Annotated in this window: 17 protein-coding genes; 10 read left to right on the top strand and 7 right to left on the bottom strand. The window is 56.4% G+C overall.

The features are described from left to right. Nucleotides 1-85 precede the first annotated feature (85 nt). Both ACR3ZL_RS08035 and ACR3ZL_RS08030 read right to left on the bottom strand, forming a co-directional pair. Nucleotides 86-2827 (bottom strand): tetratricopeptide repeat protein, encoded by a 2742-nt coding sequence (locus ACR3ZL_RS08035; protein ID WP_473648399.1) that lies wholly within the window; start codon nucleotides 2825-2827, stop codon nucleotides 86-88. A 445-nt stretch (nucleotides 2828-3272) separates the two neighbouring features. Further along, entirely contained in the window at nucleotides 3273-7085 is a 3813-nt protein-coding gene (locus tag ACR3ZL_RS08030; protein WP_486173354.1) for a circumsporozoite protein-membrane associated protein, read from the bottom strand. Between the two features lie 410 nt (nucleotides 7086-7495). Between ACR3ZL_RS08030 and ACR3ZL_RS08025 the strand changes: the two genes are divergently transcribed. The 3 genes from ACR3ZL_RS08025 (at nucleotide 7496) to ACR3ZL_RS08015 (ending at nucleotide 10128) form a co-directional block, all read left to right on the top strand. Continuing rightward, entirely contained in the window at nucleotides 7496-8647 is a 1152-nt protein-coding gene (locus ACR3ZL_RS08025) for a helix-turn-helix domain-containing protein (protein WP_486173353.1), read from the top strand. A 147-nt stretch (nucleotides 8648-8794) separates the two neighbouring features. Continuing rightward, nucleotides 8795-9820, top strand: coding sequence for an aspartate-semialdehyde dehydrogenase (locus tag ACR3ZL_RS08020; protein WP_473648402.1), 1026 nt, complete (start codon nucleotides 8795-8797; stop codon nucleotides 9818-9820). Between the two features lie 5 nt (nucleotides 9821-9825). After that, complete coding sequence (locus ACR3ZL_RS08015; protein WP_473648403.1) at nucleotides 9826-10128, top strand: P-II family nitrogen regulator; 303 nt, start codon at nucleotides 9826-9828, stop codon at nucleotides 10126-10128. 73 nt (nucleotides 10129-10201) lie between these two features. Here ACR3ZL_RS08015 and ACR3ZL_RS08010 read toward each other — a convergent pair whose 3' ends face one another. Continuing rightward, nucleotides 10202-12532: a transglutaminase-like domain-containing protein gene (locus ACR3ZL_RS08010; RefSeq protein ID WP_473648404.1), complete on the bottom strand. Its 2331-nt coding sequence runs from the start codon at nucleotides 12530-12532 to the stop codon at nucleotides 10202-10204. Nucleotides 12533-12703: 171 nt separating this feature from the next. Beyond that, nucleotides 12704-13654 carry a hypothetical protein gene (locus tag ACR3ZL_RS08005; RefSeq protein ID WP_473648405.1) on the bottom strand — a complete coding sequence of 317 codons (951 nt, stop codon included), beginning with the start codon at nucleotides 13652-13654 and terminating at the stop codon, nucleotides 12704-12706. Nucleotides 13655-14029: 375 nt separating this feature from the next. Between ACR3ZL_RS08005 and ACR3ZL_RS08000 the strand changes: the two genes are divergently transcribed. The 5 genes from ACR3ZL_RS08000 to ACR3ZL_RS07980 all read left to right on the top strand — a co-directional run bounded on the left by ACR3ZL_RS08000 (nucleotide 14030) and on the right by ACR3ZL_RS07980 (nucleotide 17608). Further along, nucleotides 14030-14707, top strand: coding sequence for a hypothetical protein (locus ACR3ZL_RS08000; RefSeq protein ID WP_473648406.1), 678 nt, complete (start codon nucleotides 14030-14032; stop codon nucleotides 14705-14707). Nucleotides 14708-14991: 284 nt separating this feature from the next. After that, nucleotides 14992-15690: a metal-dependent hydrolase gene (locus ACR3ZL_RS07995; protein WP_473648407.1), complete on the top strand. Its 699-nt coding sequence runs from the start codon at nucleotides 14992-14994 to the stop codon at nucleotides 15688-15690. A 20-nt stretch (nucleotides 15691-15710) separates the two neighbouring features. Next, nucleotides 15711-16769: a histidinol-phosphate transaminase gene (hisC, locus tag ACR3ZL_RS07990; RefSeq protein ID WP_473653371.1), complete on the top strand. Its 1059-nt coding sequence runs from the start codon at nucleotides 15711-15713 to the stop codon at nucleotides 16767-16769. A 7-nt stretch (nucleotides 16770-16776) separates the two neighbouring features. Continuing rightward, nucleotides 16777-17364, top strand: coding sequence for an imidazoleglycerol-phosphate dehydratase HisB (gene hisB, locus ACR3ZL_RS07985; RefSeq protein ID WP_473648408.1), 588 nt, complete (start codon nucleotides 16777-16779; stop codon nucleotides 17362-17364). Further along, nucleotides 17330-17608: a hypothetical protein gene (locus ACR3ZL_RS07980; protein ID WP_473648409.1), complete on the top strand. Its 279-nt coding sequence runs from the start codon at nucleotides 17330-17332 to the stop codon at nucleotides 17606-17608. The genes hisB and ACR3ZL_RS07980 overlap by 35 nt, the downstream gene beginning before the upstream one ends. Nucleotides 17609-17640: 32 nt before the next feature. Here the strand turns inward: ACR3ZL_RS07980 and hisG are convergent, their stop codons facing one another. The 3 genes from hisG to ACR3ZL_RS07965 form a co-directional block, all read right to left on the bottom strand. Further along, nucleotides 17641-18501, bottom strand: coding sequence for an ATP phosphoribosyltransferase (gene hisG, locus ACR3ZL_RS07975; protein WP_486173352.1), 861 nt, complete (start codon nucleotides 18499-18501; stop codon nucleotides 17641-17643). A gap of 1 nt (nucleotide 18502) precedes the next feature. Next, complete coding sequence (locus ACR3ZL_RS07970) at nucleotides 18503-18859, bottom strand: phosphoribosyl-ATP diphosphatase (RefSeq protein WP_473648411.1); 357 nt, start codon at nucleotides 18857-18859, stop codon at nucleotides 18503-18505. Between the two features lie 460 nt (nucleotides 18860-19319). Further along, on the bottom strand, nucleotides 19320-20339 hold the full coding sequence (locus ACR3ZL_RS07965) for an RDD family protein (protein WP_473648412.1): 1020 nt from the start codon (nucleotides 20337-20339) through the stop codon (nucleotides 19320-19322). Between the two features lie 310 nt (nucleotides 20340-20649). Between ACR3ZL_RS07965 and ACR3ZL_RS07960 the strand changes: the two genes are divergently transcribed. Together ACR3ZL_RS07960 and ACR3ZL_RS07955 are read left to right on the top strand one after the other, a co-directional pair. Beyond that, nucleotides 20650-21615 (top strand): ABC transporter ATP-binding protein, encoded by a 966-nt coding sequence (locus ACR3ZL_RS07960; RefSeq protein ID WP_473648413.1) that lies wholly within the window; start codon nucleotides 20650-20652, stop codon nucleotides 21613-21615. Between the two features lie 3 nt (nucleotides 21616-21618). Next, nucleotides 21619-22902, top strand: coding sequence for an ABC transporter permease (locus tag ACR3ZL_RS07955; RefSeq protein ID WP_473648414.1), 1284 nt, complete (start codon nucleotides 21619-21621; stop codon nucleotides 22900-22902). The last annotated feature ends 140 nt before the right edge of the window (nucleotides 22903-23042 follow it).

Below are 23042 nucleotides of genomic sequence, written 5' to 3'. Positions count from 1 at the left end.
TACCAACCACGACGGTTCATCTTTCTATCGGCACTGGAACCGTGCCATTTGTGCCGATGACGCTACTCGCTACTCTTGGTCGAACTTACGGATTGGAAAGTTGTGCAAGCAGTTGCCTCGCCTGAGTTGCTTTGTGGTCGGTGGTTGCTAGCGACATCGCGTTTTTGAGTGATTCCTTGGCTTGATCGGTGCGGCCTAACGCGATTTGGGCTTTTGCCAGTGCGATGTACGATCCGGAATGTTTGTGTTTGCTGAGCACTTCCTTGGCCAATGCCAACGCACGTGTCAGGTTGTCTTTGTTTTTGGGATCCGATGTCGCCAGAAACTCGATCATATCGCAGGCCGCTCCGTAGCCGAAAGTCGCATGCGCTGAACTGGGCTTTTCAGGGATACTGCGATACAACGCCATCAACGTTTCCTCGCCGAGTTGGTCTTGGCCCGTTTTCAAATGACAATTACCGATCAAATATTCGGTCCATAGATTGGCGTTAACGTGTAATTTGCCACGCACTGCCAGCAAATCGACGATCGCTGGATCCCAATGCTCTAAACCATAATACGCAACGCCGCGTTGACGCTGATAGTCGAGGCGATGTGGATAACGCCGCATTGCATTTGAAAAGTATTCGACTCGAGCCGAGTCATTCTCCAGCGGAGGCGGAGCGTCGTAGGGAATACGGCGGACTCGAAATTTGCGAAACGACGCCTCGTATTTCCCGTTCCGCCAAAAGAATTGTCCCAACCCAACAACGTTAGCATCGTCACTGAGTATGGGCAGTTGGTGGCTGGGAACCATTACACCGTTGACGCGAAACTCAACGTATTGTTTCCCCCAGCTCATGACTTCAATTTTTTGCGGTGGCGGCGTTTTGAACTTCCCGTAAGCCAATTTCCAATTGCTCATCGCGGCGGTGCCGCCACGAAGGGGCGAGCCAAAAACAACCCACTTCGCGATTCCTTGGTTAGGACTAGCACGCAAGATCCCCAACGGCATCGCCATACGTTTGGGAGCATCGATCTGCACTTCCATTTCAATCGGGTCCGGAAACACGCTCTTGGAATGCATGAAGGTCAGATGGTCGCCCAACAAATTGTTCACCTTGACCATGTTCTTGCCAACAAACTTCCAGTTACCGTGCTTCGCCCACGTATTGACCGAATTATCGAATTTCAGACTCACCCATTTGCCGCTGTGGTACGCCATTTCTTGTTCAGTGATTCGCACCCAGGTTTCTAGATATCGGCGTGCTTCCGGTGGTCCTCTCACCAACAGATCACGATAGACTTCGTTGACCGCTTTGGAAATTTCCGGCCCGGTCGTTCGCTCATTCGTCAATGGTTCGATCGTTTTCAAGACGTCAGAGAACTCGCTGAACGCACAACCGCGAGACTTTTCATAGAGCGGTTCGATGTGAAGACGTTCGAAGATCATCGCCGCCTCCATCGACGCAGCCTCATTGCCCAGTTCGTCCCAAAGCTGCTTTGCATCGTTAAACTGATCGGCACGAATCGCATTAACCAATGCGTTTACAAGAAACTGCACCTGCTGTCCACTTTTCCCATCAGCAGACTTCCGAAGCGGAGCATCGGCCAACCCTCGCAAGCACTCTTGCACGGTCGCATACATACCTAAATCCGCTCTCAAACGCCCTGACGACGCGTTTATTGGCCCAAGGTCAGCCACGAAGTGAACGTAGACCAACGGAATTTCTGTGTCGTACCGTTGGGTATCGGCACATTGCCTGGCAAACGCAGCACGACTTGTTTCGCTGCCTCCCCAACGGGGTTGCAATGCGGATAAGACCGCATGATAGGCCGGCAAGTAATCGACTTCGGCGTCAATGCACCGCTGAAACCAATCCCACATCGATTCGCCGGCATCGTAGCCCTCTTGAATTCCCCGCAAGATCCCCTCGGCCGCCTCCGGACGCTCGGGATGCAAAGCATAGGCGGCACGATACTGCCGCATTGCCAGATCGCGATGTTTTTCAAAGGTCGCCCAATTCCTGGGATCGATCTTGTAAACGTAGCTGTTTCCACGAGCGGTCCACGCTACATCGTGGTGTCGCTTGCCCATCAACATCAACGCGAGCCACTCATCTTTGTTTTCCAGTTCGGTGTATTTCCGAACCCACTGGCGAAACATTTTGTCGGGTCGAATTTTACTGGATCGAAATTTCAACTGCATATCGGCGATCAGATTGTGATACACCGCACGCTCACACCCGGATTGTTGCATCGCCCACTGCAAATACGCTGGCATTGTCCGGTGCATCGTCTCCAGTACCGGTGCCAGATTCTTCAGCTTCGATCGGTGCTTGATTACTTTGAAATTGGCGACGGCATACTTCGTGCGAAAGACTTGTGGGTAACCGGACGCACCGAACCTTTCAATCGCCGAATCGATACGTTTGGTAAGCAAGTCATCTTCGACCTCGTTCATGAGTGTGATCACGCTGTATCGCAACACCAGTGGGTCCGTTGAACCAGCCTCAAGGGTCTTCTTCGCTAATGCAATGATATCCGCAACTCGGGTACGATCAGGACAAAGGCTTGCTGGCATGCCAGCCTCCCAATGCGCAACTCGGGTCAGGTACTGCATTGCTAGTTCTTGAACCACTGGATCGTCTTGCGTGTGCTCGGGGTAAAGATTGATTTCAGCCATCGCGAGAGCCAGCATTTGTTTGCTGAACTGGGTCGACGTCGGCGCATCCGGTTTCAAGATCAGTGGCGGCACATCGACTTGGTCGGCAATCACTAGCCTCGAATCAACGAGGCTGCCTAAGACAGGGAACACAAGCAACGCGAATACAGCCTGGAATCTCATTTCAGTTTTCCCTGAATCTTCCAAATATCGTTTTGCCGTGCGCGAAGACGTCCGATGATTTCTTCAAAGCGATCTTCGCCAGGGCCAACGCGTTTGTTTTCGAATCGGCCAGGCTTCTAATCACCGAAGCAATCTCAACGTCTGAGCCAGCAGTGTCCGCGAGTGAAAATACCACGGGCAATGCGGGCTCAGACTTAGCAGCACGATTTCGCAACCACATGCCATTCCCCAACCGCGAGCTGGCGTGAAGTAAAACGATCTCGGTGTATCGATGAGGAACGCGACCCGAAGAAAACCATCGCTACATTATGCGACCCACCCATGCGGGCTGCAAGTTTGCGAAACGGGCGAGATCGTTCAGAAAGCTCGAACAATCACCTGCGATGCCTCCGTGGCTTGCCTCAATCTACATGACATCAGGGTTTTGGAGCCAAATCCGATTCGGTTACGGAGTCGCGAGGCCTCGGCGGAAAGCTTCAAAAGCGTCACGAATCGCGGGCGGAGCTTGTCGGCGGTTGCCGGAATCACGCAGCCCACGAATGGAATCCGCGGTATCTCGACGCGACGACTCAGTCGATTTTGGTTGTCGCATCCCCAAACTTCGCAATGCTTCACGCATGTCATCCGACAAAGGCAAATCCGAAGCACCGCTGGGTTCGGTTCGCTGCAGGTCTTGCCAGCGGTCTTGAAAACGCTGCAGGTCCTGCTCCGACCATTTCAATCGGTCCAGCAATTCTGGATCAGGGTTCTGTCGTGTTTCTTTCAAGTAGTCCAGCACCAAATCCGTTGCCTTTTTGGTGTATTCCAAGTCGACCGGATCAGGCAGCTTCAAATCATCCGCTTCGCCTTCCTCGCCCTGCCCGCCACCGGACGATCCAGTCCCGCCGCCACGCGACGAACCCTCGGCTTGATTGGAATCGGAGTCTGAGCGTGATGGATCGGAGTTAGACGGATCGGCATTCGCATCGGAAGCACCCGAGTTACCTGACGGTGCACCAGAGGAGTCTGACGAACTGGACGCTCCCGATGATTGCTCCGAGGACGCTTCATCATTTGGGCCTGAAGATTTGTCTCCGGCAGCCTGATTTTCTTGTTTGGCCTGTCCCGAGGAAGGATCACCGGATTGCTCGCCCATACCGCTTGGATCACCCTGGCCAGATTGGTCGCCGTTACCAGTTGGGTCGTTTTGGTCAGATTGCCCCTGCCCATTGTCGGATCCCTGTTTGCCCGACTGGCCGCTTTCACTGGACGAATCACTGCCAGCGGATTGGTTATCGTTGTCAGGTGAATTGCCATCTGCAGCATCTCCTTGGCTCGATGAGTCCGATTCACCCATCCCGTCTTGGTTGCCATCTTCAGCCTGCTCGCCGTTGCGACTCTGGGCCGAGTCGCTTCCCTTCTCGCCCGCACCTGATTGCTGTCCTTGCGACGGGTCCGCGCTCGCACCCTCGTCGCCACCAGTCCCGCTGCCCTCAGACTCATTACGACTACCAGATTCACCGGAGTCATTCGATTCACTGGGGTCACTCGAATCTCCTGCTTCGTCTTGATCGCCAGTTTGCCCCTGCTCACCCGACCGACCCTGTTCGCCAGTTTGGTTGGACTGGCCTGGGTCATTCATTTTCGACGGGTCACCGCCAGTTTGTTGCGAGGGATTACCTTGTTGCGACTTTGGATCTGGTTGCCGACCGGCATTTTCATTACCGGCACCTTCGCTTCCGCCGCTCTGACGACTGCCGTCGCCTTGAGGCGAGCTCGAATCACCGGACTGATCGCCCGACTGCCCTGACTGATCCTGTTGATTTTCAAGATACTCCTTGATCCGTTCAAAAGCCTCTGCATCGTCTTGTGGAGGCTGATTGGAATCAGTCGCACCTTGCGAATCACCAGACTGTGCACCGGAACGGCCCCCACCACCCTGCTGCCCGTTGGTCTGTTCTCCGCCGGCGTTCTGATTTCCCGCTTGTTGACCTCCGGTTTGTTGGTTTCCAGATCCCTCGCTTCCGGTACTTTGACTTCCGGTTCTTTGACTTTCGGAATCTGGATCTCCTGCTTCTTGATCGCGGTTGCCTTCGTCACTGGGATCGGATGCATCCATCTCACCGCCGGAGGATCCATCACTAGAAGATCCGCCATTGGAACTGGAACCGTCGTTGCCAGCGTTTCCACCGTCCGGTTCTGATTGCTCACCGTTCTGTTCGTCTCCACCTTGGCTCTCTTGCGGATCCGAAGAGGAGTCACCTTGCTGGCCCTCGCCTGATTGACCTTCGCCTTGCTGACCTTCCGCTTTTTCTCCGTCGCCCTGTTTGCCGCCTTGCCCAGGCTCGCCGCCTTCACCATCACCGGATTGCGATTGAGAAGCTTCGCCGCCCTGGCCACCACCCTGTTGTCCCTGCTCTCCTTGACCGTTATTGGACTGCGGCGTCGATCGGGGATCACTCTTGGACGGGTTTGACGGATCTTCCTTGGATGATGGATCGGCTTGCGTTCCAGCGACGATTCGCAACCGAACCGGTGGTGTCGTGGTCACGCCCGGCACGATCGACGAGTCATTTTCATCATTTCGATTATCGACCGCGATCGCCACCACTTCGACTTCGTCACCAACATTCAATCGACCACCGCGAACGGTAAGCATGCGTGAGGGCCGGAAGCGATACTCCACAACCTGCTTGCCCAAAATGGGCTTAAACGGTTCGCCTTCAGTTTGCGCATCAGTTGCTTTCCAAACGGTCGCTCGCGCGATCCGGTCAATCCCCCGTCGCACCTCGACTTCGATTTCGGCCAACCCAAAATCAACATCAGCGGCATGGATTTCAAAAAGCTGCTCCGCATCAATGGATACGTCCTTGGGTGAAATCTGCGGCACCACGATTGCGATTTCGGGCGGCAGGTCTTCAATAATCTTGATTGGATAGACGATCGGCTCGGCATTGGTTTGGTCCGCATCATCCCAAACCCGGATACGATAATCCTGTAGAGCAATCGTCCCCTTGCCGGTGCGGTGTCGCAGCACAAACGTGTGTTCTACTTGGCGGCCATCGGATGACACCGACAGTTCGCTGGCACCTGCGGTCGCGCGGATTTCTTGCCCAACCAACTTCGGATTCAATTCAATGGTTGCGCGCGTGATGGGACGGTTCACCTCCCCGATGATTCGCACTCGCGTTCCATCGACCGCCGAGATCGATCCATTGCGACGCGTGTGCGGTTTCTGGCCGGTGTAGGCGGGCGGTTGGTAATGCACACTGGCGACTTGAACGACGGGAGTGTCCCGAATGGACAATTCAAACGGACCTGCGGATGCGTCGCCAGCAACAATGCGGTAGGGCTGCACACCGTGGGCATGATGGGGAATCCGCACGGCAGCAGAAAATCGATCGCCTTGCCTCGAATCAGAGTCTGTCTGAGTTGCACCAAGTGCCACCCGGCCCAAATCATCTCCGGTGCTTCGCATGGCATCCAGGTTTTCCCAAACCAAGTAGGTAACCTCATCATCACTAAGCCCTTTGATCGTCGCGGCAAAATTGACGCTGCGACCAGCCAAAGATTCGGCATTCCCAGGAACCACGTCCGAGATACGAACGCGACGGGGAGCGTCGAGCGTTGCCAACGGCCGAAATATTCGCTCCGTTGACTGGACAATCGATTTGGGCGAAGCCGCGGAGTAGACCGCCAACAACGCGATCAGTCCGATCGTTGTTGCCCACCAAGTTGTCAAACCCGTCGCCTCGCTCGGCGGCGCATCGATGCGTCGCAATTTGGCCGCCGCTTCGGCTCCGATGGTTTGCAACACCCGGACATTCAAAGCGGGTTTACCGGATTTTGGCTGGCCGAGTTGCTGCTGACTCGCTTGCTGTTTCAAACTGACGTAGCTGGATAGCGCGTGTCCCAGTTCCGGGTGATCTCGCTCCAACGACCGGGCGGCGTAATCGGCTCGGATCCGCAAATGCAGAACCGGCCACAATCGCATCCATCCGTAGTAAACCACATTGACGAAACCCAGTACCACCAATACCGAACGTCCGACCACACCCGGTGACCAGATCCATTGGTCAACGATCCACCAAACCAGCAACCCACCCAATAGAGCGATGACCAAAGCTAGCCCTCGCCGAACACATTCCGCTTTCCAGAGCGCAGCTTGAGCTGCACTAATTCGCTGATTGACGAATTGGTCGACCGAATCAGTTCGAGCAGCGTCAGGCTGGGCGACAGTTTGACGCGAGCGTGTTGCCTGAGCGGTAACTTGATTCAATTGAACTCCCTTATGAATGGGCGAAACACGCCCCCGACCTAATCAAAATGCCATTTCGGTACCGAAATTCGGGCGTCCCGAAATCATCATCCGGGATGAGGCATCGACGCCTGACCTTGCCATTATTTTAGCGGCCCAGATCCTTTAGAGGGAACAAACCCACCTTCGCCCCCCCACAAATTAGAAGATTCGACGGAAAATACGCCGCTTCTTCCGACTAAAGGGATTCATCTCCCGCTAGACTGTTTCCAGTGTTCATTTTCAACAGACGACTTCCACTTTCGACTAAGTTGATGCAAGATGTCTTGAACGCTTAGTGGTGTGATTTTCAACATCCCGTTTTTGAATCACAGGCGAGACTGCAACGCGTCTCAAATCAACCCTCTTCCAAACTTGAAAAATAGTTCATTATGAGATACGCCTTCCGGCTCGCAGAGATTCTTGGCCACACCCCTGATCGCCGTAAACGGCCTGGGACGATCAAGGCGATCGTTGAACACACGGGACTGGATCGCCACCAGGTCGCCTCGTTGCTAAAGAACGAAGCCAAGTACATTCCATTGGACGCACTTTCGCGACTTTGTGACTACTTGATCGATCAAGGGCACGCCACGGCCGAAGAGTTGCCGGGAGCCTTGTTTGCAATCAACGCCGAAAACTTCTGGGAACTGCTCGCCCGCCGCAGCGACATCGAAATCGTCGTCGGCGTTCGTCAAGGCGAAGGCGAAGCTTCACCTGAAAACGCCATGGTCGTGGCCAGTGACTCTGTCTTGGTCGGCGAACTGCTTAACGGAATCTCCACCCTTGGGGGTGTCGCGAAGTACCTCGCTGAATCAAGTGCTCAAGACCCGACGGCTCGGTCGACCGAAGTCCCGATGCCCGATCGCATTCAACAATCGTTGGTGTGGAGCCCCGGTCAGGTCACTCTGGACGACGCTCGCGCCCGAGCGACGGAAGTCTTCGACGGCTTCGAAAACGCCACTGGCGATCGCGGGATCGTTTGCATTGGTAGCGTCAAAAGTAACCCGACGGTCGAACTGCTGTTCTCCGAAGCTTTCGGCTGCACTCCTTTCGTGACCGAAGATGACGTAGATGACGTGTCGGCTCGGTCCTGTCCGTTCTTCTTGCGTTACCGCGATAACGACCCGAAACCTGACGGGGCGTCTGCTGGAATGCGACTGAGCAAGAACGAAGACGCACCGCACCCCGGTTTCTATTACGAAAAAGACGATGGCACCTGGGAATTCGCTGGCGAAAACGGCAAAGACACCGCTTTGGTGTTCTACCTGTTCCGCGAAGCTCTTGGCCGACTCGATATGGTCTTAAGCGGTTTCTCAGGACGCGCGACTCGTTTGCTCGCCAAGACCCTGGCGATTCGCGGCGAAGAATTTTGGCCACCTGTCTACGAAGAAAACGGGATCCAGGTCGGTGCGTTCTTGGTCAAATACGACGACGCCGATGGCAAACCCAACCGGGACGACCTGCTGCACAACACCGGTGGCGGTGCCCAGATCACGCCATTGCCGCGTGAAGCGATCGCCCGCCGAATGGCTCGCCGCTAGTTCAGCGAGATTCCTGATTTCGGTCGGATCGCCAATTTAATTCCCGCTGCATAGAATGCAGCGGTCGCTTTTAATCACCGGTTACCCGCCGGTGATTTTTTCTCGGCATGCTTTCACGGCGCGCCATCCCCTTTTAACCGTCCTTTCATGTTTGATTGCGTAGCTCTTGTCGGTGCCACCGGTGCGGTAGGCCGAATCGTTCTGGACCAACTTCACGAACGTAAGTTCCCCATGCGGAAATTGCGTTTGCTAGCCTCCTCACGCAGTGCCGGTACAAAAGTTCGCTACGGTGACGAGGAAATCACGGTCGAACTGCTTGAGCCATCCGCATTCGCAGGCGTCGATCTGGTCATCGCCAGCACTCCCGATGAAGTTTCCGCCGAGTTCGCGAAGTGGGCCGTCGATGCGGGCGCGATCGTTGTTGACGAGAGTGCTTATTGGCGGATGGACCCGAACGTTCCGTTGGTCATTCCGGAAGTCAATCCTGACGCGATCGACAATCACCAAGGCATTATCGCCAGCCCCAACTGCAGCACGACTCAAATGGTTGTTGCACTCGCACCAATTCATCGAGCGGTCGGCATCCGCCGAGTCGTGGTCAGCACCTACCAAGCGACCAGCGGCGCAGGCCTGGCCGGCAACGTCGAACTTGAATCCAGCACCAAAGCGGCACTGGACGGACAAACCCACACCCCGGAAACGTTTCAGCACCCAATCGGCTTCAACCTGATCCCGCAAATTGGCTCACAAAAACACAAGGGATACACCAGCGAAGAAATGAAGATGGTGTACGAAACCCAAAAGATCTTGGGCGACGATTCCATTGCCGTTTGCCCAACCGCGGTCCGCGTACCAGTTGCGATCGGGCACAGCGAATCGATCTTGATCGAAACCAACAAACCCATCACTGCGGCCCAGGCCCGGGAACTTTGGGAACAGGCCGACGGTGTGACCGTGGTCGACGATTTGGACAACCAGTCCTACCCCATGCCGCGTGATTGCGACGGACGCGACGATGTCTTTGTAGGCCGCATCCGCGAAGACATCAGCTCCGATTGCGGTATCGCGTTTTGGTGCGTCAGCGACAACCTTCGCAAGGGTGCCGCGACCAACGCCGTTCAAATTGCAGAGCTACTCGCTCGCAAGCACGCCGAGAAGCAACAAACGGCTTAATCCAGATGAAGCAGGTGGTAACCGTCGTCGCTCCTCACTTGGCCGAACAGGTCTTGCTAGCGCTACGTCGGGCACCGCTGGAAGGGCTCAGCGTTCTGGAGGTCAAAGGCTACGGCCGGCAAAAGAGCTACCTCGACCAATACCAGGACACTGAGTACTCCGAAGCCTTCGTGCCCAAGGTGGAGATCACCCTTTGGGTCGACGATCTTCGCCTGGAAGAAGTCATGGACAAAATCGTTTCGGTCACGCGTACCGGACGTATCGGCGATGGCAAGATCATCGTACTGCCTGTTGCCGACTTCCAATAAGCCACGCGACCCGACCCTCTCGCGTCAACTCAGCGATGCTGTGGCAATCAAGCAGCGCAGCTTTGGGATTTTGCTAAGCCCCACCTTCAAGTGCAACGCTTGGTACACCGCTGTACAACTCCGTTGCATGACGCCGATACCAATTCGACGCCGCCTGCAACTCTTCGAAACGCGGGTGATCGCTCGGCTCCGATTGCAAACGGTCCGCAAATTGGTGCAGTGTTTCGGTCGCACGACGCCCCCAACCCAGTCGACGCCAACGTCGGTCCATCCGGCGAAGTTCCCGGGCCAATCGCAGCTCGTTTTCATCTTCGACATACCGGTGCCGACGCCACCACAACCAACCGACTAACCCGATCAGCAACGGTAATTGCAGCGTTTGGAATAGGACCGAAAGCGTGTCGGTCAAACGCAGCGAAGCGAGATAACCCACCACCTCATCGATCCAGCCCGAAGCCGCCACGAAGTCCTCTTGGCCATCTTCGGAATGACTATCGACCGAATTGGACGAGTCGACTTCCGTTAACGTGCGGTAAGACCTCCCCGGCGTGGACTCCAACGAAAACCATTGCTGTGACGACTCATCGTAATACTCCACCCAGGCGTGAGCATCGCGGTTGCGAGCCAAGTAGTAATCCTGCGAGTCGGACAGTTCGTCCATCACATAGCCGGTCACGTAACGCGTCGGCACGCCCAGCGAACGCAACATCAAAGCGGAAGCGGATGCGAACAGTTCGCAGTGCGCAGGATGCTTGGTTTCCAGAAAGTGAACGATCGGATCGACGCCCGCCGGTGCGGTTTCCGTTTGCAAGGTGTAAAGATAAGTGGACTGAAAATAGCCGGCAACCAAAGCGGCTTTCTGCTGCGACGTGGCCGCATTGCCAGCCACTTCCTGGGCCACCCGCTCCACCGTGGACCGTAACGGAGGATCGACCCATTGCATGATTCCACGTTCCGCCGACGTCAACGGTTCTTTGATTGGCTCACCACCGACGCCAACGATCCAGGGCTGCGTCGAGTCAACACCGCGGTCGATTAATCGATGCGGCGTGATACCAATTCGCTGACCACGCACCTCAATCCAAAGCGACTTGGCGGGAAAGAACAATTGCCGTCCCCGATCCGGCTCTCCATAGATTTCCAAAGTGCCCACTACCGGCGGATCCACCGGTGCCGATTTATCCCAAGGATTCAGCGAAAACCGATCACGAGCGGGAACGACGCTCTTTTTAGTCGGAATGCGAGCGTGCGAAAGACGATCCGCCAACGTCGCGACAAGCTGGGTCCCATCGCTGCGCACCCAGCGTCGCTGGCAATACCAACGCCCGTCCAGATAGTCATCAAACACATTCCCACGCAGGTACCCCGGGGGCCGATCGCAATATCCACGCAATGCCAAACCCGCGGGATCATTCAACAAGCCAGAACGAATTTGGCCGATCCGATCGCCAACCACATAACGACCGCTGGCCATCAAACCCATCGCGGTCGCATCTTCAAAACGATCCTTCAACTGCGAAAACACTTCCGCTTGCACCGACGGCAACATCGTGTCGGTGACCCGAGCGGTCGCCGATCCGACAATCAGCACAACTGAAATGGTGAGCAGCGAAAGCCACCACCCCTGGGTGGCAAAACTCAACCGCTCATCACTCGAGTTACCAATCGCCGCGAGCGAAATCCGCACATTGCCGTCCGCGGCGCCCTTACCCGCGTCGACAACCCGGCCAGCACCGTCACGCGGCACACCACCATCAAGACGCCCCACCTTCACCAAACTTGCTTTACCAGTCGTAGGCATCTGGGCGTTTGCCAAGAAGCGGCTAGCAGTGAGCCGCGCCAACCCGCGAGACAAGATGATCTGGGCCGCCAAAAGAAACCCAATGCTCGACGCCAACCCCATCGCGGTCTGCGCCGTCAACGTGGTACTGACTCCACCGCCAGCGACCGCCATTAACACCGCCAGCATTCCGAAACCCAGCATCAGCAAATGGCCGCGTGCCGATCGGATGGCCCAAAGCAAACACACCAAGGCAACAAACAAATGCGACAGGGAATCAACAGCCAACATCAGCAAACTGATGGAGTCATTCCGCTGCATCACGAACCGCCACTGGAAGACCACGACCAACACGATCGCGGTACCGACCAACAGCAAACCGGTACCCAAGGCTCGCACACCCCAATGACGCGACGCGGGGGTTAGCTGGAAGTCAGAATCCGAGGTCCCGCGACGACCGAGGCTGCGTACCAGCGACGCACCTAAGCAAGCCAGCAACACCCACGTCAGACAGACAACAAGCGTGTCATAGGTGGTCCCTACAAAGCCAGCGATACAAAGCAGGACGCCGCCCAGGACAACTCGATCATCACCAAACCATCTTCGCAAGCGACTGGCCAACACGACTCACGTTCCTTCACAATAGGCAGCAACACGGCAGACAACTCACTACAGCATAACGGCCCGATAACCCAGCGACTGGCATGCATAGAAACCGCGCAGCCCCGTTAGGAAAACTCGCAATCGCGCACCACGGTTGGCCCACCCGCTAGCAAGACAGTCGATCAGTCCGTGCTATTTCTCTAGCAAGATCGATTGTAAACGATCGATCGACGCCTGAGTTTGCTCGGGCGTTCGCAGCGGAGGGATCCGTTGCAAGAACTTCGCGCCGACACCTTTACTGCGCAAATACCGCTGGACCTCTCGTGGGTCTCCGTCACGCAGTCGTTCGGCGTCGTGATACAAACGCGGGCCAAAAGTCGCATCCACAAGGCGTTCAATCACGGTCGTCCACCAGTTCAACCAATCTTGGTTGCCAGGCGGATCGTCCCCGTTTTGCTCCACATCACCAGCCAGCGATCGGAGCTGTTTTTGGATTGCCGGCGGCAAGCACGAATCCAATGTGGTGGCTTCAAATTGCAACGCCCCCAACAAACTGTCTTTCGGACATCGCTGCACATAAGCGTCCAACAACGTTGCACGCCATGTTCCCTTTTGGATGGGCGTTCCCGCGGTGATTTCCATCGCGATCAAATCGGCCAGTTCCACGTAGACGGCTTCGATAGTGGCTTCAAAGATGGCGGATGCTGGCGGTGCTGGACGGGCCGTTAAGATCGACGCCGAAACCCGCTCTAGCAACCAAATTCGTTGCTCCGGTTCCCACATCGAAAACCAATGCGGCGTCTCGAACCCAAACCCTTCTTCGAACCCTAAATCGTCCTCGTCGGGATTTTGCCCACTCGCATCTAGGTTGCCGGAATCAATCAGCTCGGCACCGAAGTCGTCGGTCGGCAATTCGGCTGGCTCTTCCGGTGCGAGATCCACCCAATCCGGCAATTCGCCCATCTGCGCAGCCAAGGGCTGGTCGTCCATCGTGGCCGACAGCTCATCTTCGATCGAATCGAAATCAGCCGGATCCGAATTCAACTCGATGATCGTCTGGTCGAGCATCATACCGACCACATTTCGAAACAAGATCGCCTCGTCGCCTTCGAGACATTGCAAGCCGTTTGTTAATGGCCACATGTGCGTATAAACCGGGGCTGTGGAAGGATTGGCAAATTCAACTTGGGACGTCACCGACGCTGTGAAACTCCTCCTGAGCTTCACTCCCTACCTTACTTAGTCATGCAGGCGTTCGCATTCAACGAAAGTCAGGGCAACTTCCGCTACCGGTATTCGCAAGATAACAGGCCGTCTGTTAAGGTCTACCTCACAAATCGCCTGAACGCAAAGCGTCGCGAGGTTATCCGATGGACCGGATCAGACGTTCATTCCGGTTATCCTGACTCGCCACGATGCATTTGTCCACAACATGCCCCTCGGTTGTGGTGAGTGCCAGCGGGATGGTTATGTTAATGGAACCACGTCCCTTTTTCGATCATTGACGAAAGCCCCCCGATGAAACGATTCTTCGCCCCGGTTTGCATGTTCTCTCTTGCAATCGCCGCCAGTGTTTCGCTTGCCAACTTCGCGGTCGCCCAGGATTCCAGTAAAGCGGAACCTGCCAAAGCCGTCCCTACCAAGGCGGAACCGACCAAAGCGGCACCCCCAAAGGCCGCCAAGGCGACACCCAGTGTTCGCCCACTAAGCGTAACCGTCGGACTGGTCAGCAACAACGAAATCGAAGGCACGCTGACCGATACCACTCAACTTCAAATGCAAACTTCGTTCGGCACCGCTAGCATCCCGTTGTCCGAAGTTGCTGGCGTTCGATTTGCATCCGCCAACGATGCGACCACCACCGTCGTTATGCTCAATGGCGACTCCATCACAGGCGCTACCGACGTCAAGCTAATCACAGTTGAAACGGAATGGGGAACCGCATCGATCAACGGTCCTAGCATCGCATCGATCATGTTCGTTCCTGGTTTGAAGTGGAATCCACAAACAGGCCTAAACGGCAAACGTTGGAGTCTGTCGGATGAAAAACCATCTGCACCAACGACCTCGTCGACACCTCAACGCACGCCGCCTCAAACCAATCGCAGCACATCGTCGTCCAGCACCCAGTCGACGCCACAAAGCTTTCCTTCGCAAAGCTTTAACAACAACGGCCAGTTCTTCCAGAACCGCTAGTGCATCTGCACAGTTGAGCTGGAACCATACGCACTGCTGAATCCGGCAGTGCGGCCAAGCCGACTGCGTAGCGAAACGAATTGCGTTGCAAGTCACACAGCGCCAGGATGCACTTCGGATCGGACGCATGCCAAGCTGGACATATGCCGGGTCGAGTAAATGCCAGACGCGACAAATGCCGTGTCGAGCAAATGCCGGGTTGGATAAACCCGGCCGATCGGTCACGATTCAGGGACCATTCACCTTGAATCGTTTCCCCCTATCAAAGCTTGCCGGAGAAGCTCATGGCCCTTGCCCTTACCTGGCTATCGCACGCATCGTGGTTGATCGAAATCGACTCCCATCGCATCTTGCTGGATCCGTTTTTCACGGATAACCCTGCTACCCAAACAACCGCTGATTCGTGGGATTCGATCGCGCATGTGCTGGTCTCACACGGGCACTTTGATCACGTCAATGATGTCGAAGCTATCGCCCGGCGCAACGCGTGCCCCATCGTATGCAACTTCGAAATTTCACAGTGGTATGGCGACAAGGGATTCGGTAGCGGTGACTTGCCGTCCCCCATTGGGATGAACATCGGCGGTCAAGTGGAACTTCCCTTCGGTCATTTAAAAATGGTTCCAGCGGTCCACTCCAGTACGCTACCCGACGGCAGCGCCGGAGGAACGGCGGCCGGCTTTGTGCTGACCGCTGGATCCAAACGCGTGTACTTTGCCTGCGACACGGCTTTCTACAGCGACATGAAACACTACGCTCACGGGGTCGACGTGGCAGTGCTACCGATTGGCGACCTCTATACAATGGGCGTCGAAGACTGCTTGCACGCAATCCAAGCGATTGAACCTCAAGCGGTACTGCCGACTCACTATGGAACCTGGCCGCCGATCGCCCAGGATCCTCAAAACTGGGCCGAACAGGTCCGCGACCAAACATCAGCCAAACCGATCGTGCTCGGAATTGGCGAGCGATACGAGATCTGAACGTGACCCAATCCACCGGTCTGGCTTACCGCAAAGCCCTTTCATTGATGAAACCGTACACCCCCGGCGAACAACCGCCGCCGGGCAAGTTCATCAAATTGAACACCAACGAAAATCCCTACCCGCCACCTCCAGCGGTCGTCGACGCCATTCGCAGTGCCGCCACCGGCCCGCTGAATCGGTACCCCGATCCAGTAGCGACCAGTTTTCGCCGAGCTGCCGCCGAAGCCCTTGGCTTGCCCGGTCCGGAGTGGGTTCTTGCCGGTAACGGTAGCGATGAAATCTTGACTCTGCTGGTACGTGGATTCGTCGGCGAAGGCGAACGGCTGCGTCTGCCCTATCCAAGCTACATCCTGTACCGCACGCTGGCCGACATCCAAGGTGCCGCTTGGGAACAAACCCCCTTCGTCGACGACTGGAAGCTCCCCGCCGCGTTCGGACAATCCGCCGATGACCTGAAACTGGTCTTGTTGCCCAACCCGAACTCGCCCAGCGGCACGGTCGTTCCGCCGGATGAAATCGCCCAAATCGCGAAAACGCTGACCTGCCCTTTGGTCGTCGATGAAGCCTATGCAGACTTTGCCGAGCAAAACTGTATCGACCTCGTTCAATCCTGCGATAACGTGCTGGTCACCCGCACGTTGTCGAAGTCTTACGGCCTAGCTGGGATGCGATTCGGGTTCCTGGTCGCCCAGCCTGACGTGGTCGCCGAACTGGGCAAGATCAAGGACAGCTACAATTGCGACGCGATTTCGATCGCCGCCGCGACTGCCGCCATGCACTCGCAAGATTGGCTGGCGGACGTGGTCGCCAAAATGAACCAAACACGCGACCGGATGACGACCGAACTCGCCAAGCTGGGTTTCAACGTCACCCCATCCCACGCCAATTTCGTTTGGTGCCAACACCCCAGCGGCCGGCACGCTGAAATTTACGAATACCTCAAACGCAATCAAATCCTGATCCGCTACATGGACTTTCCCGACTGGGGTGACGGGCTACGCATCAGCGTCGGCACGGACGACCAAATGGATGCCTGTTTGCTAATGATCTCCCGCGCCATCCAGAACTTCGCCTAAGAACATCATGCCCCGCACCGCTTCAATCGAACGCCGCACCGGCGAAACCCAAATTAAACTGTCCGTTGACCTTGATGGCAACGGCGGTGGTCAACGCACCACCGGCATTGGATTCCTGGACCACATGTTGGACCTGTTCGCCAAGCACTCACTGATCGACCTGAACGTTCAGGCCACCGGTGACTTGCACGTTGACGATCACCACACCACCGAAGACATCGGCATTGCACTGGGCCTTGCCGTCGATGAGGCATTGGCGGACCGCGCCGGCGTGTGTCGCTACGGCCACTTCACGCTTCCGATGGACGAGTGCTTAGTCACGTCAGCGGTGGACATGGGCGGCCGGTACGCGTTCGAGTACCACGCCCCGATCACGGCATCCAAGATCGGTACCTTCGATAGCGAATTGGTCGAGCATTTCTGGCAATCGTTCGCCGCCAACGCCAAGTGCAACCTGCACGTCGTGCTGCACCACGGACGCAACGCTCACCACATTTCGGAATGCGTCTTCAAGGCAACCGCCCGAGCGATCCGCATGGCTGTGCAAAGCGACCCTCGCAGTGACGCCATCCCTAGCACCAAAGGCGTGCTGTAAACGAAACACGCCCCAAGCCATAAGCACTCCACCGCCACGAGATGTCGAGCCCAGCAACAAATTGGTGGGCTGTGCCTTACTGGCGTCCTGCCTAGTGGGGCTAACGGCGGCAATTGGTGGCGTCGCAGCCATGCTCGACACTCAAGAAGATGTCGATACTCAAAACGATGTCGGTGGTGGAGTCCTGCTGTTTGCCTCGGCGGTCAGCTTCGGACTGCTCCTGAACGCTCTGCTGCGTTCATAGACCATTCATCAATAGGCCGCCGGGCGACGACTCTACAACCGGCAGTTGTTCAGCGTCATCTCAAAGATCGCTGTCGCACCAATCGCCTTGAGTTGGTCCATGGTGTCAACGACATCTTTGCGTTTGACCATAACCTGGATCCCGCACCATTCCGAGTTCTCCAAGGAATTGACGGTGGGAGAATTAAACCCAGGCGTGACCTTTTCAGCCAAGGGCAGCTTCGCTCGGGGAATGTTGTATTCCACCAATGAGTAGTCACGCGCGATCACAACGCCCTTGAGTCGCTCGACCAATCGATCGGCAATCTCGCCATGACGCTTGTGGTGGTTTTGAATCAGGACGGTTTCATAGTTCCCGATCTCTTCGAGAATTCGCAAACGGTTAGCCGCCAGCGTGCTGCCGGTTTCCACCAAGTCCACGATCGCGTCGGCGACACCGAGCTGGATCATCGCTTCCACGCTACCGGCCAGCGATACAAGATGCGACGCGGCGTCTCGCTTGGATAGATATTTCCGCGTGACATGCGGAAAGCTGGTCGCGATTCGCTTGCCATCCAACTCGGCCGCATTTTTGATCGGTGCATCGTCCGGCACACAGAACGCCAGACGGCAACGCCCGACTCCAAACTTCATCCGTTCTTCAACATCCGCACCGGCTTCTTCAACAAGGTCGCTGCCGGTGATACCCATGTCGATCGCACCTTCGGCGCAAAGCGTGGGAATGTCGTCGGTACGCAAATAAATCAGATCGATCGACAGGCCGCTGACCCGAGCGAACAAACCACGATTTTGACGGCGGAAGCGCAACCCCGCTTGAGTTAGCAAGTCGGTCGCCAGATCGCTCAGTCGGCCCTTGCTGGGGATGCCTAGACGCAGGTGTGTTTCGGAGATCACGTCAGTTGTTTCCTTTCTTGCGAGCGGCTTTTTCAGCCAACCCCGAGGTGCCTTCACGCCGCGCCAGTTCAGCGGCAACTTCATCCAAATGAATGCCGCGATGGGCGAGCATAACCAGCGTGTGATAGATCAAATCGCCGGCTTCATAGACTGCATGCTTCCGGCCTTCGTCGCCGTCTTCGTCGACCGCTTCGATCAACTCCTCCGCTTCCTCTCGGATTTTCTTGCCGATCGCTTCCGTACCGCCATCAAGCAATTTCGTAGTATACGAGCCCGGCGGGCGGGTGACCGCACGCTCCGCGAGCGTCGTCATCAGTCGGCTAAGCGGCAACAGCGGGTCAGACGAGGGGGCAGTCACGGCAAATTTATTTAATTACGAGGATCGCGGGCGAACGCAGATAGTAATCTGACCACGAATAATCGCCAACCACGTTCCCAACGACAGGGATCCCGCCGACGCCACCTTCCGGAGTTCTGCTATCGCCGCACAACCAAATTTCATCCACCAAATTTCATCCACTAAATTTCATCCACTACCCAAAACTACAATATCGCCGGTGCACTAATGCTTCGGCTACATTTCATTTTGGGGTTAATCGTAGTGGATGAGGCGAGGAATCCCATCCACTCACCAACCAGACGGACTCGTCGCCTCGCCCAATACCCCCCAAAGTTGAATATGGATGAAGCACTAATGCTCCGGCTACTTTTCATTTCGGGGTTGGTCGTAGTGGATGAGGCGACGAATCCCATCCGCTCACCAACCAGACGGACTCGTCGCCTCGCCCAATACCCCTAACTTGAATCTGGATGAAGCACTAGCCGGTTTGCATCGGACTGGAGCCGTTTTGCGTAGAGGCATTGCGTAGGGGGCTGTACCCCGCCAAAACCCCGAGATCGGCAGGTTCCTGAGACGGATCGGCGATAAACGTCTTGTGATACAACGCCATCATCAATAAATCCGCGTCCACTTTGGGGTCAAAATCAAACCGATCGAGCAGCGGCACCGTCAAATGCCGAGCGATCTCGACACGGCGAGCCGGGGTCAAATAATGCCGGCGTTCGATGTAAATGGCCAAGGTCCGGGCCATGCTTCGCGAGATGGCGTAGTCCCCCGGGATGAACGTCGCCAGCGGCGCCACGCGAGGATCGTCCACTTTCGCGGAGGGCAGACGCCACGCCTTTTCGTCGATAATCACCATCGTTCCTGCCGCGATGTCCCCCAAACGCTGCATCCGGCTCGTGCAAATCACACAAATCAGCCCCACCATTCCCGTGGGGATAAAAAACACCGGCGGCACGTCCTCGCCCATCGAACTCAACGCCGCCAACGGTGCCAAATCGGCGATCCGTAGCAAATTGCGGATGATCGCGCGGCGGCCGGTAATCGGACACCCGTCGACATCAATCACGCGAATCCCGCAGCTCCACTTCCCCACCGTGCGACCGTTGAAATAGGTCTCCATACCGGCCCCGTAGAACCAACTGATCAGGAAATAACTGACCAGCCCAAAGCCGATCGCAAACGCCCCCAACGTGTCCCAAGCGATCATGCCCACGATGAACATCAACGCGATGCACATGAGGATGATGATCGTGTAGCGGACAATCACGTCGATCAGGTAGGCCGGCAACCGCCGGAAGGGCCCCGCGAGTTGGTATTCAAAGGCAATGTTTTCCGGGGTGACGACTTCCGTGGTCGTATCCAGCGGGCGATCGGGGAGCGAATCGACATGCGGGGAACCAGCCCGAGAGGCGGGCTTTCGGCCGGTTCCGGAATCTGGAGCGGATCCGGAATTTCGAGCGGGCGGTGCGGTGTTCATTGAGGCGGTCGACATGAGGACACTTTAACGCATCTTTCGTCAGGACGCTTTGACGTTTCGGCGAGTCTGGCTGATGGAGTAAGTTAAGCCAAGCCGCTATCAGCCCCAGCCGCCGCCAACTTCGCCAACGCCAGCCTAGACGGGACAAGCCTTTTCGGATGATTTGCCTTTCCTGGCCAGCTCGCTAGTGTGCCTTTAGCCGCAGCTTCGCTCTGGCTGCAGCATCGCCCTGGTTGTAGCATTGCCCCGGCTGTAGCATCGCCCTGGCCGTAGCATCGCCCTGGCCGTAGCATCGATTGTCAACGCCTCGTGATCGAGAAGTATTTTGATTTCGCCGCCCACGGATGCCATCGCCGTCTCGGAGCTTCGCAAGAGCTACCGACGGGGCTCGGCTTCGCATACCGCGCTGGACGGCATCACGTTTCAATTGCGACACGGCGAGCGACTGGCGTATCTCGGCCCCAACGGCGCTGGCAAAACGACCATGATCCGCTGCCTTTCGGGACGCACCCGCCCAGACTCCGGCACGGTTGAATTGATGGGGCGGCCCGCCAACGAGGCGTCGGCCCGCGATTGTGTCGGCCTCGTTCCTCAAGAAATCGCGTTGTATGGCGACCTCACCACCCGAGAAAACTTATCCGCATTCGGTCGCTTTCACGGACTCACCGGCAAGCAGCTCAAACAACAAGTTCAGTGGGCGTTGAAGTGGACCGGCCTAGCGGATCGGAGCGACGATCTCGTCAACACCTTTTCAGGCGGGATGAAGCGTCGTATCAATCTCGCTTGTGGCGTGCTGCATCAGCCCGAGGTGCTCTTGCTGGACGAACCCAGCGTGGGTGTGGATCCGCAAAGCCGACAACGCATTTTCTCGATGCTTGGTGAACTCAGCGCAAGTGGAACCTCGATCTTGTTGACGACCCACCATTTGGACGAAGCCGAAACCCAGTGCGATCGAATCGTGATCGTGGATCACGGGCGTGTCGTCGCAACAGGAACATTTGACGAACTGGTGCGGCAAACCGTCGGCGTTGATCGCAAAGTCACGATCCGGCTTGATCAATCTCTTCGTGGCAGTGGCAATGAACCGCTGGCATCAACGGAAACTCAATTGGTAGCCCGGCCCGGCCAAGACCACCTGGACGCTCGAATTCACGATGTCGCGGCCGAGTTACCTCGCTTGATCGATGCTGTTCGCGCCGCTGGCTACGGTGTGGTGGACGTGGATGTCCAAAACCCGACACTGCATCATGTCTTCCTGCACCTGACCGGCCATGAACTGCGAGACGGGTGAAGCATGATCTGGAAAGTCATCGAAATCCACCTTCAAAGGTTGCGACACAACCGCGTCGAATGGCTGTTGACGTTTGTGGTTCCGATCGCATTCTTCACCATTTTCGCTTTGATCTTCACCCGCGGCGTGGGATCGACCCCGCGAGTCAAAATTGTGCTGGTAGACGAAACGATCGCCTCACCGGAACAACCTGCTAGCGAGGGCGCACCAAGCGTTACACCAGACCCTCCCGCCAGCAACTCCAGCCGCGTACTCGACCAACTTCGTCAAAGTGAAGGCCTGAAGATCATTCGCGGGGCAGGCGACCGTGACACCGTGGACCGGACAACCGCCGAAATGATGGTTCGTCGTGGAACCGCGACAATCGCCGTTGTCCTAAGTGAGACCGAAGGCGATCTATCCGCCGAACTGCTTAACGATGCGTCCGATCAAGTAGCCAGCCAAGTCGTGACCGCCTTGCTATCCCGGGCAATGATGATCAGTGCTGCGAAATCAGCTGCGCCCCCGATCCCCAACCAACCTGGAACGCCACCACGCAACGACACGTCGGGTCCGGACAACAATTCTGAATTCGCCAGCTTCATTGAACGGGTTGCGGAGAAAAATGTTGGCGGGGCCGATCAGGTGCCAGCGATGAAACCACCCCAAATCGAAGTGGTCAACTTGATCGGCAAAGACAAATCCAACCCGGTCGTCAGTGTTTACGCGGCCGGAATCGCGGTGATGTTCTTGCTATTCGGAGCAACGAGCGGAGGCGGGGTCCTGCTGGAAGAACGCGAAAACCAGACACTGGAACGATTGCTTGCGACGCAAATGACGATGGACCACCTACTACTGGGCAAGTGGTTTTACCTGACCCTGCTGGGCTGCGTTCAGGTGACGGTCATGTTCATCTGGGCACAACTTGTCTTCGGGCTCGATCTGTTCCGGCATTTTGATGGTTTCGCCATTATGACCCTGGCGACATCCGCGGCCGCAGCCTCGTTTGGCCTGTTTTTGGCAACCCTATGCTCAACTCGTGGGCAGCTTAATGGTTTGTCCGTCGTGGCTGTCCTGAGCATGAGCGCTTTGGGCGGTTCGATGGTGCCGCGTTACGTAATGAGCGAAAGTTTGCGAGAAGCTGGACTTTGGACGTTTAACGCCTGGGCACTGGACGGATACGACAAGGTTTTCTGGCGAGGACTTCCGCCTAGCGAACTCGGACCCCAGCTAACTGTCCTATTAGGCACTGCGTTTGCACTCCTAGTACTGGCAAGATTGCTAGCCTTCCGCTGGGAGACCGCCTAGACACCCTAAGCAACCCAGGATACGGAGCATTGGCCTAACAACAACGCGGAATAACGGGCATATTTTACCCCACCCCCCATTCCGGCTGCTATAATTTACTGCAAGACAGGGCCCGAGACGGGACACCCTTCGAATCAACC

This window comes from Rhodopirellula sp. J20-39 (genome assembly GCF_057365095.1).
Note: the sequence above shows the minus strand (reverse complement) of the source record. Positions and strands in the feature narration are given on the sequence as shown.

Excerpts from the sequence above, each read along its gene's own strand:
- ACR3ZL_RS07955 (WP_473648414.1), top strand. The coding sequence starts at position 21,619 with ATGATCTGGAAAGTCATCGAAATCCACCTTCAAAGGTTGCGACACAAC.
- ACR3ZL_RS08015 (WP_473648403.1), top strand. The coding sequence starts at position 9,826 with ATGAAGCAGGTGGTAACCGTCGTCGCTCCTCACTTGGCCGAACAGGTC.
- ACR3ZL_RS08035 (WP_473648399.1), bottom strand. The coding sequence starts at position 2,827 with ATGAGATTCCAGGCTGTATTCGCGTTGCTTGTGTTCCCTGTCTTAGGC.
- ACR3ZL_RS08000 (WP_473648406.1), top strand. The coding sequence starts at position 14,030 with ATGAAACGATTCTTCGCCCCGGTTTGCATGTTCTCTCTTGCAATCGCC.
- ACR3ZL_RS07965 (WP_473648412.1), bottom strand. The coding sequence starts at position 20,339 with ATGTCGACCGCCTCAATGAACACCGCACCGCCCGCTCGAAATTCCGGA.
- ACR3ZL_RS07995 (WP_473648407.1), top strand. The coding sequence starts at position 14,992 with ATGGCCCTTGCCCTTACCTGGCTATCGCACGCATCGTGGTTGATCGAA.
- ACR3ZL_RS08020 (WP_473648402.1), top strand. The coding sequence starts at position 8,795 with ATGTTTGATTGCGTAGCTCTTGTCGGTGCCACCGGTGCGGTAGGCCGA.
- ACR3ZL_RS08025 (WP_486173353.1), top strand. The coding sequence starts at position 7,496 with ATGAGATACGCCTTCCGGCTCGCAGAGATTCTTGGCCACACCCCTGAT.
- ACR3ZL_RS08005 (WP_473648405.1), bottom strand. The coding sequence starts at position 13,654 with ATGTGGCCATTAACAAACGGCTTGCAATGTCTCGAAGGCGACGAGGCG.
- hisB (WP_473648408.1), top strand. The coding sequence starts at position 16,777 with ATGCCCCGCACCGCTTCAATCGAACGCCGCACCGGCGAAACCCAAATT.